At 30.1% G+C, this 16579-nt stretch carries 18 protein-coding genes; 1 reads left to right on the forward strand and 17 read right to left on the reverse strand.

What is annotated here, in order from left to right; all coding sequences use genetic code 11:
• The first annotated feature begins 178 nt into the window (after positions 1–178).
• Entirely contained in the window at positions 179–325 is a 147-nt protein-coding gene (locus BUB36_RS19525; protein WP_165613005.1) for a hypothetical protein, read from the forward strand.
• A gap of 201 nt (positions 326–526) precedes the next feature.
• On the opposite strand, the gene BUB36_RS00415 is transcribed toward BUB36_RS19525, so the two are convergent.
• From BUB36_RS00415 to BUB36_RS00495, 17 genes are all read right to left on the reverse strand, one after another.
• Positions 527–1363 (reverse strand): hypothetical protein, encoded by an 837-nt coding sequence (locus BUB36_RS00415; RefSeq protein WP_073146344.1) that lies wholly within the window; start codon positions 1361–1363, stop codon positions 527–529.
• 274 nt (positions 1364–1637) lie between these two features.
• Entirely contained in the window at positions 1638–2450 is an 813-nt protein-coding gene (spo0A, locus tag BUB36_RS00420; protein WP_073146346.1) for a sporulation transcription factor Spo0A, read from the reverse strand.
• Between the two features lie 212 nt (positions 2451–2662).
• Positions 2663–3967, reverse strand: a complete 1305-nt coding sequence (gene spoIVB / locus BUB36_RS00425; RefSeq protein ID WP_073146348.1) for a SpoIVB peptidase — start codon at positions 3965–3967, stop codon at positions 2663–2665.
• 231 nt (positions 3968–4198) lie between these two features.
• Positions 4199–5917, reverse strand: a complete 1719-nt coding sequence (gene recN, locus BUB36_RS00430; RefSeq protein WP_073146350.1) for a DNA repair protein RecN — start codon at positions 5915–5917, stop codon at positions 4199–4201.
• Positions 5918–5933: 16 nt separating this feature from the next.
• The gene (locus BUB36_RS00435; protein ID WP_073146352.1) at positions 5934–6383 is read right to left on the reverse strand and encodes an arginine repressor; all 450 of its coding nucleotides are present in this window, start codon (positions 6381–6383) and stop codon (positions 5934–5936) included.
• A gap of 118 nt (positions 6384–6501) precedes the next feature.
• On the reverse strand, positions 6502–7311 hold the full coding sequence (locus BUB36_RS00440; RefSeq protein ID WP_073146353.1) for a TlyA family RNA methyltransferase: 810 nt from the start codon (positions 7309–7311) through the stop codon (positions 6502–6504).
• 22 nt (positions 7312–7333) lie between these two features.
• Positions 7334–9205 (reverse strand): 1-deoxy-D-xylulose-5-phosphate synthase, encoded by a 1872-nt coding sequence (gene dxs / locus BUB36_RS00445; protein WP_207550729.1) that lies wholly within the window; start codon positions 9203–9205, stop codon positions 7334–7336.
• A gap of 88 nt (positions 9206–9293) precedes the next feature.
• Entirely contained in the window at positions 9294–9908 is a 615-nt protein-coding gene (locus tag BUB36_RS00450) for a hypothetical protein (RefSeq protein WP_073146355.1), read from the reverse strand.
• Positions 9909–10512: 604 nt separating this feature from the next.
• Positions 10513–10752 carry a hypothetical protein gene (locus tag BUB36_RS00455; protein ID WP_242655690.1) on the reverse strand — a complete coding sequence of 80 codons (240 nt, stop codon included), beginning with the start codon at positions 10750–10752 and terminating at the stop codon, positions 10513–10515.
• Positions 10753–10782: 30 nt separating this feature from the next.
• Entirely contained in the window at positions 10783–11226 is a 444-nt protein-coding gene (locus BUB36_RS00460) for a divergent PAP2 family protein (RefSeq protein WP_073146357.1), read from the reverse strand.
• A 16-nt stretch (positions 11227–11242) separates the two neighbouring features.
• A complete protein-coding gene (locus BUB36_RS00465; protein ID WP_073146359.1) occupies positions 11243–12133 on the reverse strand; it encodes a polyprenyl synthetase family protein in 891 nt (296 codons plus the stop codon).
• A 1-nt stretch (position 12134) separates the two neighbouring features.
• Positions 12135–12380 carry an exodeoxyribonuclease VII small subunit gene (locus BUB36_RS00470; RefSeq protein WP_084111534.1) on the reverse strand — a complete coding sequence of 82 codons (246 nt, stop codon included), beginning with the start codon at positions 12378–12380 and terminating at the stop codon, positions 12135–12137.
• The gene (gene xseA / locus BUB36_RS00475; RefSeq protein ID WP_073146361.1) at positions 12370–13596 is read right to left on the reverse strand and encodes an exodeoxyribonuclease VII large subunit; all 1227 of its coding nucleotides are present in this window, start codon (positions 13594–13596) and stop codon (positions 12370–12372) included. Before xseA ends, BUB36_RS00470 begins: the two co-directional genes overlap by 11 nt.
• Before the next feature lie 181 nt (positions 13597–13777).
• Positions 13778–14719, reverse strand: a complete 942-nt coding sequence (locus BUB36_RS00480; protein WP_073146363.1) for a Kae1-like domain-containing protein — start codon at positions 14717–14719, stop codon at positions 13778–13780.
• Positions 14712–15122, reverse strand: a complete 411-nt coding sequence (gene nusB / locus BUB36_RS00485) for a transcription antitermination factor NusB (protein WP_073146365.1) — start codon at positions 15120–15122, stop codon at positions 14712–14714. Before nusB ends, BUB36_RS00480 begins: the two co-directional genes overlap by 8 nt.
• Positions 15123–15289: 167 nt before the next feature.
• Positions 15290–15685, reverse strand: a complete 396-nt coding sequence (locus BUB36_RS00490; RefSeq protein ID WP_106406453.1) for an Asp23/Gls24 family envelope stress response protein — start codon at positions 15683–15685, stop codon at positions 15290–15292.
• Positions 15686–15877: 192 nt separating this feature from the next.
• Positions 15878–16573 (reverse strand): SpoIIIAH-like family protein, encoded by a 696-nt coding sequence (locus BUB36_RS00495; RefSeq protein WP_073146369.1) that lies wholly within the window; start codon positions 16571–16573, stop codon positions 15878–15880.
• Between the last annotated feature and the right edge of the window lie 6 nt (positions 16574–16579).

A 16579-nucleotide genomic window follows, 5' to 3' on the forward strand; every position in this document is an offset into this window, starting at 1 on the left:
CTATTTTAACCAAATCTTTTACAAGCAAACTTTCTGTTTGTTAAGTAACTATTGAGATAATTAATTCTTATATTGTATTATTCATTTTAATAAAAAACACTTCAAAATGGTTTAAAATATTAATTAATAAGTCATAATATTTTTAATATTAAAATATAATTTGAAAGGATGGGTTTTTATGAATAATAAAAATGTTATTGAGGTATGTAAAGAACACAAATTACAAAATACTCAAAATGTTTTATATTGGATTAATTACGATTATTTGTTTTATTACTCATGTGAAAATTGTACAAAACCTAATAAATGCAAGAAAACTAAATAATTTTTTTATTTGTAAGATCTTTAAAAATCTACTATAGCAAATATGCCTTTAATGCGTTTTAGTTTCAAACTCCAAGTTTTAAGATCATTTTTTAGATCTAAAAACCTGAATTTCTGCTTCTAAAATTTTACTGGTTATAGTTTACAATCAAACGCCTTAGTTATTAGTATATTTTGATAACCACAGATAAATAAATCATAATCAATCACCTAGCCAAAAATACAAGATGCCATTTATTCCATCATCAAGTTCAACTTCATACCAGCATGGTACACTTCCTTCAAGTTCGATGTGTTTTATCTTTATAATACTGTCCTTAGCAATTAATGTTTCTTCAATATCGTACGCTGGCATGAAATTTTTGGGAATAGTATCATATTCCTTAAAATAAGCATTAAAGTCATAACATACTTTATACTCTTTATTTAAATATTTAGTATGATCAATAACTGTGTATATTATATTACTACCAGTAACTTCAGCAATCTCGAATATAATAGCTGGAGAAACAAAATTTGCTGATGAAGTTATCATATGACCATTGCCATCAAGTTTTGGATATCCAGTTACTTGACCTAATAGAAGTATCTTTTTTCCTGTATATCTAAAGAAAGTAAAAGATGAATCGCCACTTGGACCATCATCATGTATAGTAAATTCAACGAATTTATCTTTAGTATCTAAATCAATTACATATATTTCATAAGGATTATGAAACTCATATTCAATAAAGCTATCATTAATCTGTAATACAGATTTATTAAGTCTACTCCCTCTAAACTTTATGAGAAAATTAACTAAGTCTTTCTTACCGTCACAATCGAAATCATAATTCTCCTTTATTGAATAAGATTTAAGTTCATCACCTTCAATCTCTTCCAATTCAATAAAATCTATTGCTAGTTTATCAATATTCATAAATAATTCTATATCAATATTGGACATATTCTCATCTGTTTCAATTTTATCAATATTTATTGTAGCGCATGAACATAAACCAATAGCTAAGAAAATAATTATGAACTTTATTTTCGACATATATTCCTCTCCCATTTCATTATTAAACTACCGTTACAAATGCTTGTATACCGTCAATAAACTAACTCAGTTCTATATAAAAATAGATAGATTAAATAATTTCAGCAATGTATCAATTAGTTTATCAATTTCTAAATCAAATTTTACATGACACAAAAACACCTCCACAATAGCTTTGAAATTCAAACCTATAAATGAAAGGTGTTTATCGGTATGTAGTAAATAGTGTTAATTATTAAACACAAATTTTAAAAACCCTTACTTTAAACTCTATTTAACCAATCATCTGCTCTATCCTAAGTTTATCAGCCACCATTGCTATGAATTCGCTGTTTGTCGGCTTGCCTTTACCATTACTTACTGTGTATCCAAATAATCTATTTATAGTATCTAATTTCCCTCTACTCCAAGCAACCTCTATAGCATGTCTTATTGCTCGCTCTACTCTACTTGGAGTAGTATTAAATTTCTTAGCTATATCAGGATATAATTCTTTTGTCACTGCACTTAAATATTCAACATTTTCTACAACCATTCCTATGGCTTCCCTCAGATATAAATATCCCTTTATATGAGCTGGAACCCCAATTTCATGAATAATATTTGTAATTTCTGCTTCTACTGAGATATTTTTAGGTTTTTTATCTACATTTACATTTGAAAAGTTAAAATCTCTTAAAGCCCTTTTCCTTTCAAAACTTTCATCAGAATTTCCCATTAGCTGTCTTATTCTTTTAATAAACACCTCAAAGTCAAAGGGTTTTACAACATAATAATCAGCGCCAAGATTTATAGCTTTCTGAGTAATTCTATCCTGTCCCACAGCAGAAAGAATTATAACCTTTGGCATTTCAGGTAAATCCAAAGTATACATTTTCTCTAAAACACCTAATCCATCAAGGTGAGGCATTATGATATCTAGAATCATAACATCTGGTATACACTGGGAGAGGATATCTATAGCTTCTATCCCATCCTTAGCCACACCAATGATTTCTAAATCATCTTGCTTACTCAAGTATTCATACAGAATATCGCAAAAATCTTTATTATCATCTGCGATCAATATCTTTATTTTTTCTTTCACAAAAAAACCCCCTTATAATATATTTAATACGCACTTTTTATGAATTCGACATAGAAAATAAATATCCTTCTGTTTTTTTTAATTTTCAAAAAAAAATGTAATTTATATCCATTTGATTCGTGTAAATGGATTTATTTTCATATGTTAATTAGATAATTTACGTCTAAAAAATTTGGCACTTTAAGTTATAAATAATTTAAAGTGCCAAATATTTAACCAGTTTTTCCTAGTTTCATGTTATTATAGGTTTGTATTCCTGATTTTTTAATCATCCACTCAATAAATATACCATACCCCTTTGTGGGGTCATTTACAAATACATGGGTCACGGCTCCAATAATTTTTCCATTTTGTATTATTGGGCTTCCACTCATTCCTTGTACAATTCCTCCAGTTTTTTTGAGAAGTTCTTCATCTACTATTTTAACTATCATACTTTTATTGCTTACTTTCCTTTGTGTATTAATTTTTTCTATTATAATATCATATTCTTTTATTTTATTATCATCTGTAGTAGTAAGAATCTTTGCAGGTCCTAGTTTAATTTCATTCTGAAGTGCAATCTCAATAGGCTTATTATATATTGGGTTTGTTAATTCTTTATACATTGTTCCATATATACCGTAATTTGTATTTTTTTCTAAAGCCCCCAATGGTTCAGTTGTCTCTAGAAAAATTCCTCTTATTTCACCTGCTTTTCCTCTTTTCCCCTGCTTTATAGAAACTACTCTGGATTTCATAATCTCTCCTTTGCCTATAGGCAATATTTTTCCAGTTTCAGCATCCGATATAGCATGACCTAATGCACCATATATCTTTGATTTTGGGTCAACAAATGTCAAAGTTCCTACACCTGCGGTTTTATCCTTTACCCAAAGTCCTATCTTATAGTCTTTATATATTTTACTCTTAACAGGCTTGATTTTACAATTTATAGTATTACTATTTCTCTTAGCTTTAACGTTTATTTCCTTTCCTTTATTGTAGTTTATTATATCGATTACATGATCTGCATTTTTTACTTTGATATTATTTATTTCTATTATACTATCTCCTATTCTTAAACCTCCATCATAACCTGGGTTATATTTTTTATTGTCTGGTCCTTCTATTTCTTCTAATCCTACGATCAGCACACCCTTTGTATTTAATTTCACTCCTATTGAATTTCCTCCTGGTATTACCTTAAGCTTAGGAAATACATCAATTGCTAATTTTTTGATTGGCAATATACCTAAAAGCTTTATTTCAAGATTTGTTTTTCCATTTTTCAATGGTACTATCTTCACTTGGTTTTTTTTATCCTCTGGGTTGTTTTCTACAGATATTTCAACAATTTCGTTATCTTCATTGTCTATAATTTCAAAGGGATATTTTATATTTAAAACATGTCCTTCGCCTTCAAATATATCTATTTTTGTTGGATAATATAAAAAAGTAACTAAATTCAAAAAAACTAAACCAAAGAAAAAAAATAGTATTGAAAGGGTTATTATTCTTTTGTATTTAAATCTCAAATAAACCCACTCCCTACATTAATCACTCCCTAAAAATAGATTTTACAATAGAGTAAATTCCATAGCATGTTTTATTATTTTGAAACATAAATCTATTAATAATTTAGCCTATTTCTGAATTCTTTATTCTATATATAGCACAATAAAATCTCTCAATTTTTGGGTATAAAAAAAAGCTGCACCAATCTTGCAGCTTCAGGCTTTTGACAAGGCCGAATTTATTTTTTATATTTACGAAATGAGGCTTTTTTTAACACTATCGGCCATATTTAGCATTTCTCTTGCATTTTTTATAGTCAAATCAGTTATTTTATTACCACCAATCAATCTGCTTATCTCATTTATTCTATCCTTTGCATTGAGTCTCTTTATAAATGTTTTGGTTTCATTGTCTGAAACTACTTTTTCTATAAACAAATGATTATCAGCCATTACAGCGATTTGAGGCAAGTGTGTAATACAAATTGTTTGATGATTTTTCGATATAAGTGCAATTTTTTCTCCAACAACATTAGCAGTCTTTCCACTTATTCCTGTATCTATTTCATCAAATATTAATGTTGATATATTGTCTATTTTAGCCAAAATAACCTTCATAGCCAGCATAATTCTGGATATCTCACCACCAGAGGCTACTTTTGACAGTTGTTTCAATGGTTCACCAGGATTAGTTGAAATCAAAAACTCAACTTTATCTATACCATATTTCGAAAAAATCAAATTTTTATCTTTACCAATATTTTGAGTTATATTTACTTTAAAATTTGCGTTTCTAAAATTTAAATCATTTAACTCTCGAACCATTTTATCTTCAAACTCTTTAGCTATTTTTTTTCTTTTCCTACTTAATGTATTGCTTACTTTCAAAAACTCTTCCTTACACGCTTTTATATCTTCGTTTAAGGTCTTTATCCTATTTGCGCTATCTTCTAATTCAACAAGTTCTTTATATAATTTATCTCTATACTCTAATATTTCTTCAATAGTATTTCCATATTTTCTTTTTAAATTATTAATAGTATCTAGTCTTTTTTCAACATCAAATAGAGTCTCTGGATCATAAGTAATATTTTCACCGTAAATTCTCATATCTGTTGCAATATCTTGTAATCTATAAAATATATCTTGAAGCTCGTTATTTAAACTCATTATACTATCGTCAAGATTAGATATTTTTTCAAAGTCGCTCAGAATGTTAGATAATGTTCCTAATATTGACTGATTATCCTGTAAGCCTGCTGAAATTTTATCATGGCTCTCATGAATGATTGAATAAATTTTTTCTGCATTTTTAAGTAAATTAAATTGCTTTGCTAAAGTATTATCTTCTTCAATTTTAAGATTACAAGAATCGATCTCTTCAATTTGAAACTTTATTAAATCTATTCTTCTTTCTCTTTCTTTATCATTAAAATCAATAGATTGTAATTTGTCTTCTATATCTTTTATTTCTTTATATATTTTTTTTACTTTATTTAAATCATCAAATAATATTTCATTTCCAAATAAGTCTAACATATGTAAATGATTTTCTGAATATAAAAGGGATTGGTGTTCATGTTGACCATGAATATCTATAAGCATTTTTGCCACTTTTTTAGCAAAGGCTAATTGTACTATTCGTCCATTTATTCTAGAAATGCTTTTGCCAGTCCCAAAAATTTCTCTGTTTAAAATAATAATATTATCCTCACAATCGATTCCATATTCATCGAGCAATTTTTTTAAAGCTTCATTTTCAAAGGCAAAAACAATTTGTATTACAGCCTTCTTTTTTCCTGTTCTTATGTAATTTTTACTAGATTTTCCGCCCAATGCCAAACTTATTGCATCTATTATAATAGATTTTCCAGCTCCAGTCTCGCCTGATAATACATTAAACCCTTCAGTGAAATTTATATTAACATTTTCAATCAATACAAAATTTTCAATATTGAGTTCAAGGAGCATATACATCCTCCATTCTCTATTTCATCAATTTCTTAAATTCATCAATTATCTCTTTTTTATCAATATCTTCACTAACTAGTACGAATATAGTATTATCTCCAGCCATTGTTCCTGTTACTCCTTTTAAATCCAAGACATCAATAGCTTCAGCCGCAGCGTTGGCAGCACCACTTAAAGTCTTTAATACAATAATATTTCCAGAATGATCAATACCTAAGACTGAATCTCTAAATATCTTAATTAAACGGTCTGATACAACATTATCTTGTTGTTTTATAGCAGCATACTTATATTTCCCATTTTTCGTTAACACTTTAATTAATCTAAGTTCTTTAATATCTCTAGAAACAGTTGCTTGTGTAACATTAAAACCATTCTTTTTTAAATATTCAGCTAACTCCTCTTGCGTTTCAATTTCATGATTCTCAATTATTTCGAGAATTTTTGCATGTCTTGAATATTTCATATAAACCTCCCAAAAAATAATTTTTATAGGAAAACCTTTTTATATATATTATTATACTACATATTTTTACATTTTCCTTTTTTTATTTTATTTTTATGCCATAATTTGAATGAAATATCTAGTTTAGATCATTGTGAGCTTTTTCTACAACTTCGTAGACAATATTTCCCACATCCAATGCTTCTACAGAGGGGATATTTGAAACATATGCAAGAAATTCTCTATTACCCTTTGGTCCTTTAATAGGAGAGAAGGTTAGTTCATTGACTGTTAAACCTATTTCTATAGCAAAGTTCAGTATATCTTCAATAACTTCTCTGTGCACACCTTTATCTCTAACAACACCATTTTTGCCAACCTTGCTTCTTCCAGCTTCAAATTGTGGTTTTATTAGAAATACTATCTTGCCATTTTCCTTTACCAAGCTCTTTACAACAGGTAGGACAATTTTCAAAGAAATAAACGAAACATCTATTGATGCAAAATCTATTTTATCCTCTATATCTTCGGGCTTTACATATCGTATATTAGTTCTTTCCATAGATATTACTCTATCATCTTGACGTAATTTCCAATCAAGCTGTCCATATCCAACATCTATAGAATATACTTTCTTTGCTCCATTTTGAAGCATACAATCGGTAAAGCCTCCAGTTGATGCACCAACATCCATACATATTTTTCCCTTTAAATCAATATTATATTTTTTTATTGCCTTCTCTAGTTTTAATCCACCTCTACTAACATAAGGTAATGCTTTGCCTTTTATCTCAATATCAGCATCACTATCTACCTTCATCCCTGGCTTGTCAACAAGTAAATTGTTTACATAAACAATTCCTGACATAAGAGACTTCTTTGCTTTCTCACGAGACTCAAAATAATTTCTCTCCACTAGTAATGTATCAATTCTTACCTTTTTTTTCATATAATTCTCCTTATTATTGCTACTATTTTAAATAACTAATTATTTGTTTATATATACCTTCAGTATCTAAATTGTAATTTTTAAAAAGAGTTTCTGTTTCCCCATGTTCAATAAATTTATCTGGAAAAGCAAAAACTTTTACATTTTTACTTCCTATTTCATTACTACTTAGCATATTTAAAATCTGGCTACCAAATCCACCTATTTTTACATTATCCTCCATTGTAAATATATTATTGATATCTTTTATACTAGATAATATAGTATCTTTATCAAGGGGTTTAACAAATCTAGCATTAATAACTGTAGTTTCTATACCATCCTTCTTTAATAACTTTGACACTTCTATGGCTCTTGCTACCATTTTGCCTACAGCAATAATACAAGCATCCTTACCAATACTAATTACTTCAGCCCTTTCATCATATATATCATCTATATTATTTTCTGTTGTAAGGTCTTTACTTATTCCTCTAGGATATCTTATTGCAATAGGACTTTTCTGTGAAAAAGCATATTTCATCATTGATCTGAGTTCTTTGCCATCCTTTGGTACAGCTATCTTTATGTTTGGAATATTGCTAAGAAAGGATAAATCAAAAACTCCGTGATGAGTCTCACCATCATGTCCAACTATCCCAGCTCTATCAATACATAAAACTACAGGTAGATTTTGAAGACAAACATCATGTAATACTTGATCATATCCTCTTTGTAAAAATGTTGAATAAACAGCAAATACAGGTCGTAATCCATTTGAAGCTAATCCTGCTGCAAAGGTTACTCCATGCTGCTCAGCTATTCCTACATCAAAAAACCTTTCGGGATATTTTTCAGCAAACTTACTTAGTCCAGTACCAGATGGCATAGCAGCAGTAATGGCAACAATGTCTGAATTTTCTTCAGCCAACTCTAATAAAGTATCGCCAAAAATGTTAGAATAGGTCTGCCCTTCTGTCTTTTCAATTTTTTTCCCTGTTTCAAGAGCAAAGGGTCCGATACCATGGAATTTGTCTGGATATCTTTCAGCAAATCTATAACCTTTTCCCTTCTTAGTTATAGTATGGATTAAAATAGGTCCCTTCATTTTTTTAGCCCTTTTAAAAACATCAGTTAGCTCTTTTATATCATGTCCATTCACAGGTCCAATATATGTGAATCCAAGTTCTTCGAATAATACTCCTGGAACAAAGAAATATTTTATAGTTTCCTTTGCTTTTTGAGCAGTTTTTACCACAGATTTTCCTATGGCAGGAATCTTACTTAATATTTGCTCTACATCATCCTTCATTTTAAAGTATGTGGGGTCAGTTCTTAACCTATTTAGATATTTTGATAATCCTCCCACATTTTCAGATATTGACATTTCATTATCATTTAATATTACAATAAAATCGGTTTCTGAATGTCCTGCATGATTTAAAGCCTCGAAGGCCATTCCTCCAGTCAAAGCTCCATCACCAATAATAGACAAAACAGAATATTTTTCACCCTTTAAATCCCTTGCCAACGCCATACCTAACCCAGCTGAAATTGAGGTGCTACTATGTCCCGTCTCAAAGCAATCATGAACGCTTTCCTTGCATTTTGGAAATCCACTAAGTCCCTTAAACTGCCTAAGTGTATGAAATTTATCCTTTCTTCCAGTAATGATTTTATGTACATAAGCTTGATGACCAACATCCCAAATAATTTTGTCATTAGGACTGTTAAAGACTCTATGGAGAGCAAGAGTAAGTTCAACAATTCCTAAATTGGAAGCTAAGTGTCCACCAGTTTTAGATACTGATTCCAATAAGAAATTCCTTATTTCTTTACTAAGCCTTCTAAGATCTTCATAGCTTAATTCTCTTAAATCTTCTGGTGAATTAACCTTAGTTATGATTCTATACAAACCTCTTCATCTCACTTTCTCTTAGTTTAATTTACCATCTCAATTTTTCCGAAATCCCAAAATAATAGCCTCTTTTTTCTTGGTTCCTTTATTTTTTTTTCTTATTTTCGGGTAATAAATCTATCTTTAAATTAACCTTTATCCAATAAAGTATTTTAGCAACCTTAAACACTATATCCTTAGAGTTTTTTAGTGCTATCTCTTTTCCCAAGGCTTTCCCTCCTACTGTAATAGCTGCAACAACTCCACTCAAAATGAAACTATAATAAGCTGTATTTATACCATTATAAATCCTGCTTATTTGCACTAAAATTATAGCTCCTGCCGCCCCACTTATTATCCCAGCTATATCTCCTATAACATCATTGCAAAAGTTGGATACTGGACCTGCATTTTTTATTAATTTAATGCCAAATTTAGCTCCATCAATTTTTTTTGATGCCATGGCATGAAAAGGTTTTTCATCTGCTGCAGCAACTGCAATACCTATTAAATCCGATATTATTCCTAAAAAAACAATTATAATTAAGATTATAAATGCCATAGCTATAGATGTATTTCTAAGTAAAGCCTCAGAAGCAGAGCTCATAAAAACCGCTAGGATAAAAGTAATTATTGTAATATTAATTACCCATTTTATATTATAGCCTTTGCCAACATTTTTTTTCTTATTTTTTTCCTTTTCTTTTTTTTTCTTATCCAATTTTGAACACACCTTTTTTTTACATTCGATCTAATTAATTTTTTATGTAATTTGTAATTTTTTCCATTAGTACTATATTCAAAAAAACTGATAGCTAATGCCATCAGTTATAAAGATATACAACTTCAAAGCTTTTGATGTTCAAGAAAAAAGCTTAAGATAAATTGTCCTCTTGAATATCTATAGGAATTTCTAAATAGCCAAAACTAAAACCTGATTATTACTCTTTACTTGAGGGTAATATATTAAGTAAACTTTGCAGCTTAGGTCCAGTAGGATTTCCCATATGAGTACTGTTCCGTCGCCGGATCAGCGGTTTCCCTTTAAACCCATATTTATATTGTCGCCATATATAAAACTAGATTACCACTGAGTCTGCACTATAATCCTCAATATATCTCCATATTGGAACAGTCTAGGAGTTTTCCTCAACAGGCACGCTAATCCCTAGCCTCTTTTGCAGCATAGGTTTAGAATACAAATGTATCTATTTTATGGTCCCATAAAACAGACACCCTTACGTATCCATCCACCTATCCCACTCAAGGCAGGCTACACTGCACGTAGCAGACGAACTACCACATTGCAGGTTAATCCTAAATTATTAATATAATTTAGGTCTCCACGGATAGAGGGTCAACGCCCACATGCCATTGTGGATCGCCCCCAAATCCTTACTCCCAGCATAAGCCCCCGACTGGGCGTCGAAAGCCAATACCAGGAACTTCATCGATGTGCCCTTTGACGGATTTTTAGCCCCGCCTTCAGAATTAGCAGCTCTGACTAGAATACTGCACCACTCAAGTGCAAAGGACATTATAACATAAAATTTCATATTTTTCAATTGCATTATTTGGACAACCAATGGCTTTTATTAAATCATTAAATTAGCAACTAAAATACCTAAAATTGCTCCTGCAAAGACCTCTACAGGGGTATGCCCCACCAATTCCTTTAGTCTTTTTTCCTGAATATGTTTGCTTTTATGCTTATCCTCTAAAATTTTATTTAGTATTATGGCTTGCTTCCCAACGGCCCTTCTAACTCCTGCTGCATCATACATTACTATTAAAGCAAATACTAAAGAAATCGCATAAGAAGTCGAAGTCCAACCAGCCTTTAGTCCTACTGAAGTGGATAAACCCATCACTATAGATGAATGGGAACTAGGCATACCACCAGAACCAACAAATCTATATAAGTCTATTTTTTTCTTAGTCAAAAGTGTAATAACTACCTTTAGTGCCTGGGCAATAAACCAGGAAGTAAAGGATACATTTAATATTTGATTTTTTAGGATTTCATTAAAAAATGTCACTCAATCCCACCCTTTTCTAATGATCTCTAACTTCTAAATACTTTGCCAGACTCCTTAAAAACTCAGCCTTTTCTTTAAATATTTCCAAAGATTTAAGGCTGTTCTCAATTAATCCTGAAACTATTTCTTTTGATTTTTCAATACCATATAAAGATGGATATGTGGATTTTTCATTGCTTTTATCACTTCCTACTTTTTTGCCAAGCTTTTCTTCATCACCAATCTCATCAAGTATATCATCGACTATTTGAAATGCAAGTCCAATACACCTGCCATAATTTTGTAATTCTAGATACTGATTTTCCTCTGCCCCACCAAGTATTGCTCCAGCATTTATAGAAGCTTCTATTAACGCTGAAGTTTTATGTTTATGTATAAAATCTAGGGTCTCTATATCGATCTTTTTCCCTTCCCATTCCAAATCTACCACCTGCCCACCAATCATTCCATTAATACCCGATGCTTTGGAAATTATTTGCATAGCCTTTATCCCTCTATTACAAAGCTTAGGATCATTATTTATACTATCGAGCATTGTTTCAAATGCTAGATTCAAAAGACCATCACCTGCTAAAATAGCGATGCCTTCACCATACACCTTATGATTAGTAAGTTTACCTCTTCTATAATCATCATTATCCATTGCAGGAAGATCATCATGTATTAGTGAATATGTATGTATCATCTCCATCGCCAAAGCAAAGGGCATAGCATAATCTATATCTCCATCAAGAATATTGCAAACCTCCAATAAAAGCACAGGTCTTAATCTCTTTCCTCCAGCTTTAATGCTATACTCCATTGCTTCAATTACAGTTTTTTGAAGCCCATTTTTATCTTTAAAAACTTCTCCTATAACCTTATCTATTTTACTTTTCCTTTGTAAAAGCTGTACCTTAAAGTCCATTTTACTCCTCCTCACCAATATCAAAGGGCTTTTCTATAATACAATCATTATCTTTAAGTAATAAGGAAATCTTCTGCTGTGCATCATTTAATACATTATTGCAAAGCCTATACAGTCTTATACCTTCTTCAAAATATATTAAAGATTCTTCAAGGGACAGATTGCCTTCTTCAAGTAGCTTTACTACTTCCTTTAATCTATTTAGATTCCCTTCAAAACTTTCTTTATTATTCTTACTATTTATCAAAAATACTTTCCCCTTTCATTTTGTCATTAACTATACATCTTAAAGTACCATTTTTTACCATTATATTGACATTGTCTCCAATATGAACGTCGTCAATATTAGAAATGGTTTTAGTCTTATTCTCATCCATAAGTATACTGTACCCTCTTTCAATTGTTGATAGAGGACTCAAATTATTTAGATTATCTCCCAATGAAGTAAGAATTTCCTTTAAAACAGTATATTCTATCTTTATGTTACTTTTAATGCTTGTATACATATGATCTAGCGTCTGCTGTTCTTCTTTGATTTTATAAAACAAATGTCTTTTAATTCTATCTTCATTATAGCTATTAAGGTTATCCGTTAAATTGGAAAGTCTATTTACCATGTTATTTTTAAGGTTATTATAAGAATAATCGACAGCATTTCTTACTTCGTTTAAGGAGGGAACAGCTATTTCACCAGCAGCAGAAGGAGTAGGAGCCCTTAAATCCGATACAAAATCCGATATAGTAAAGTCAGTTTCATGTCCTATAGCAGAAATTATAGGTATCCTAGAGTGAAATATACTTTCTGCAACAATTTCTTCATTAAATGCCCAAAGTTCTTCTATAGAGCCACCACCCCTTGTTAGGATAATCAAATCAACATAATCTAAATTATTAAGCTCCTCTATTGCTTCTGATATTTTTAAAGGAGCTTTTTCACCCTGTACTAAAACTGGATAAACAAGAATATCAACAAGGTTATTTCTTCTAGTTACGACTGAAATGACATCTCTGACAGCAGCACCTGTAGGTGACGTTACCACTGCAATTTTCCTAGGGAAAAATGGAATCGGCTTTTTTTTATTTTCATCAAAATATCCTTTTTTGTATAATATCTCCTTTAATTTTTCAAATTCTAAATATAGTTTACCTAAACCTACCTGCTCTAAGCTGCTAACATATAATTGATATTCTCCATTTCTTTCATATATGGAAATATACCCCTTTGCAATTACATTCATACCATCTTCAGGCATAAATTTAAGCTTTCTAAAATCATTAGAAAACATTACACATCTTAGCTTACTATTTGCATCCTTTAAAGAAAAGTAACAATGTCCACTATTATGAAGCTTGAAATTTGATATTTCTCCCTTTATCATAATATTATTCAATATAGGATCATACATTAATATTCTTTTTAAATAACTATTCAATTCTGATACTGTTAAAGTTTTTATTCCCATTAGTTTTAAAATGCCTCCAAAATATTTTCTACTATTATATAGATTTCCAATAGTAAAACTTAATTTATACATACCAAAATATCTAGAGCTTTTAAGGATTTTTTATATGTATAAATTAATTGTTTTACTGGAATATCTATACATAAATACAAAAATCTTATATCTGAAGTTTATTAAACTGCTATTTCTTTAATCCAAGTAGCGCAGTACCTACTGCATTATCTGTACAGAATTTAGCCTTTCCAAAATGAATTTCTATACCTTTTTGGTTTAGCTTTCTATATAAATTATCTCTCAAAAACCTATTTGATGCAACTCCACCTGCTATTAAAATTTTATTAATTCTATGTACATCTACTGCTTTACTGATTACTTCATATAAAGACCTGTGGATACAGTCAAATAATCCAAGGGCAATATCACTTTTGTTTCCTCTACCTTCTTCTACTAACTTTTTTGTAAAGGTTTCCGCTCCAGAAAAATTTATATAGGTCCCACTTGTACTAACGGGGATTTTTATACTCTCATATACTCCAGCCTGAGACATCTCATCCAGCTCTTTACCTGATGGGAATTTTAATCCCATCATAACTCCTATTCTATCAATAAGCTGTCCTGCACTTATATCCTTTGTGCCACCAATTATTTGACAATCATATCTATTATCTTTCCTTTGTACTTTTAGGACCTCGGTTGTGCCTCCAGAAATATGTAATGCTATAAAATCATCATCCATAAACCCACAAGACCATTTAGCAGCTTCTATATGACCTTCCTGATGACTATATTCTTCATATTCTGTTTTTAGAGTAGATGCTATGGTTTTACCAAAGGATACCCCCGCCAAAAAAACAGGCATATATGAATTTTCCAAATTTCTAGGACTATTGCTGCAGCAAACCTTAATAATTTTTTTTGTATCGATTTCATCAGATATCTTTTTATATAATAATGGAAAATTCTTCATATGATGAAAAACAGCATCGGACTGCCTTAATCCTTTGTATCCCTTCTTAACATCTAATATCCTTCTTTCATCCATCAAAAGACCTTTCTTTTCGTCGACTATAGCTATTGAGGTAGTATAACAACTTGTATCAATACCTAAAACATATTTATTCATGGTACTCTTCCTTGCTGACAACCTCTCCTAAAAGTCCACTGATGAAAGCAGCCGAATCATCGGTTCCATATTTTTTTCCAAGCTCAATAGCTTCATTTATAGATACCTTCATAGGTATATCATGTCTAAACAATATTTCACACAATCCTATTCTAAGTATCGATAAATCTATCATTGATATTCTTTCCATATTCCATCCCTTTAAATTGTCATTGATGTTTTTATCTATCAAATCTTTATTTTTAATAAATATATCAATCATATTATCTATATATTTTCTATCATTTTTATTATCAACTACTCCTTCAATATATTTTCTAGCTACATCTGAGGTGTATTCTTTATGAATCTCCATTTGATAATATACCTGCATTACAGTTTCTCTAGCCATTCTTCTACTCATTTTTATCCTCCTTACGTTATCATATTCAATCTGTCAAATTATCAAATATATTCTTGTGTCTTCTAACTATGTATTCTTATTTATTTTTTACTAATATTATCATAAGATACATAAAACAAACTAACTCTCTATTGCAAGAGAGTTAGTTTGTAAGCTTTGACATTAATTTATTCTTCATCAACCACTTCTTTTTCCTTTTCCTTTTTAGGTATATAAACTCCTTGAACATGCACATTGACTTCAATCACCTTAAGCCCTGTCATAGTTTCTATAGCATTTTTTACATTTTCCTGTACCTTCCACGCAACATCAGGAATCTTAACACCATAATCTACTACTACAAATAAATCTACAGCAGCTTCTTCTTCTCCAACATCAACCTTTACTCCCTTTGAGAGATTCTTTTTACCAAAGAAATCAGTAATATTTCCTGCTAATCCTCCACTCATTGAACAAATCCCTTCAACCTCTCCTGCTGCTAATCCTGCAATAGTCGCAACAACATCATCCGATATCTTTATCTGACCATACTGCATATTATCTATTTGAGAATTATTCTCCATAATTTTACCTCCAATTTCCTCTATTATATGGATTTCCCATAGTAAACCTTAATTTATAAATATCAAAATATCCAGAGTTTTTAAGGATTTTTGATGTGCATAAATTAACTGTTTTACTGGAATATCTATATATTGATTATTATATCAAAATGTTATTTTGTTTACAATTAGCTATATAGGTATTTTTTATATTTATTTATTTTGTATTGTTATATTATCTAGTGAATATTTCGTTTCTCTAGTAACTATATCCAATATCTTAGCTATATCAGATTGAATCAGTTTTTGACTTTGTACTGTAACATATACATTTTCATCAGTTATAAATACAACAGCTTCTTCAAAGCCTTTGCTTTTAATTAAGCTTTCAACGATTTTTTCTTTATTCATAATGTCAATCATCTTTAATTTTTTATTCACAGCATTTTTTCTTAATTCTTCACTAACTTTATCATTATCGATTATTTCATCGAATCTCTCTATAGTTTTTTCTCTTTCAACTTCCATATCAATTTTAGCTTGTAAAAAATAATTAAAGTCCCTCATGTCATTACTTACCAAGGAATTCTCAATATTTGAATTTGATACAGCTATAATATCCTCTAAATCATTATTTGTACTATCAACAATATTATTACCATCTTCTATCGTTATTATTGATGATGTTGCCGTTTCACCATCTGAAGGGCCTTCATGGGTTATGCTATCCTTTAAAGAATCTTCATCATTCATCTCAGCCATCTTATTTTCCTCATATTCTTTAAACTTAGATGAGGTTTCTAATGAAGATTGATTATTAAGCATATAGTTCAAATAACTGATTGATATCAATACAAAAACTAAGGACAATATTATTAGCTTTCTTTTCTCAAATTTAAAATTAAACATGTTTTA

Origin of the sequence: Paramaledivibacter caminithermalis DSM 15212 (genome assembly GCF_900142245.1) — a bacterium.
In the GTDB taxonomy this organism is placed as follows: domain Bacteria; phylum Bacillota; class Clostridia; order Peptostreptococcales; family Caminicellaceae; genus Paramaledivibacter; species Paramaledivibacter caminithermalis.

Excerpts from the sequence above, each read along its gene's own strand:
- BUB36_RS00435 (WP_073146352.1), bottom strand. The coding sequence starts at position 6,383 with ATGAAATATTCAAGACATGCAAAAATTCTCGAAATAATTGAGAATCAT.
- BUB36_RS00495 (WP_073146369.1), bottom strand. The coding sequence starts at position 16,573 with ATGTTTAATTTTAAATTTGAGAAAAGAAAGCTAATAATATTGTCCTTA.
- recN (WP_073146350.1), bottom strand. The coding sequence starts at position 5,917 with ATGCTCCTTGAACTCAATATTGAAAATTTTGTATTGATTGAAAATGTT.
- xseA (WP_073146361.1), bottom strand. The coding sequence starts at position 13,596 with ATGGGAATAAAAACTTTAACAGTATCAGAATTGAATAGTTATTTAAAA.
- BUB36_RS00440 (WP_073146353.1), bottom strand. The coding sequence starts at position 7,311 with ATGAAAAAAAAGGTAAGAATTGATACATTACTAGTGGAGAGAAATTAT.
- BUB36_RS00415 (WP_073146344.1), bottom strand. The coding sequence starts at position 1,363 with ATGTCGAAAATAAAGTTCATAATTATTTTCTTAGCTATTGGTTTATGT.
- BUB36_RS00465 (WP_073146359.1), bottom strand. The coding sequence starts at position 12,133 with ATGGACTTTAAGGTACAGCTTTTACAAAGGAAAAGTAAAATAGATAAG.
- BUB36_RS00490 (WP_106406453.1), bottom strand. The coding sequence starts at position 15,685 with ATGGAGAATAATTCTCAAATAGATAATATGCAGTATGGTCAGATAAAG.
- nusB (WP_073146365.1), bottom strand. The coding sequence starts at position 15,122 with ATGAGTAGAAGAATGGCTAGAGAAACTGTAATGCAGGTATATTATCAA.
- BUB36_RS00480 (WP_073146363.1), bottom strand. The coding sequence starts at position 14,719 with ATGAATAAATATGTTTTAGGTATTGATACAAGTTGTTATACTACCTCA.
- BUB36_RS19525 (WP_165613005.1), top strand. The coding sequence starts at position 179 with ATGAATAATAAAAATGTTATTGAGGTATGTAAAGAACACAAATTACAA.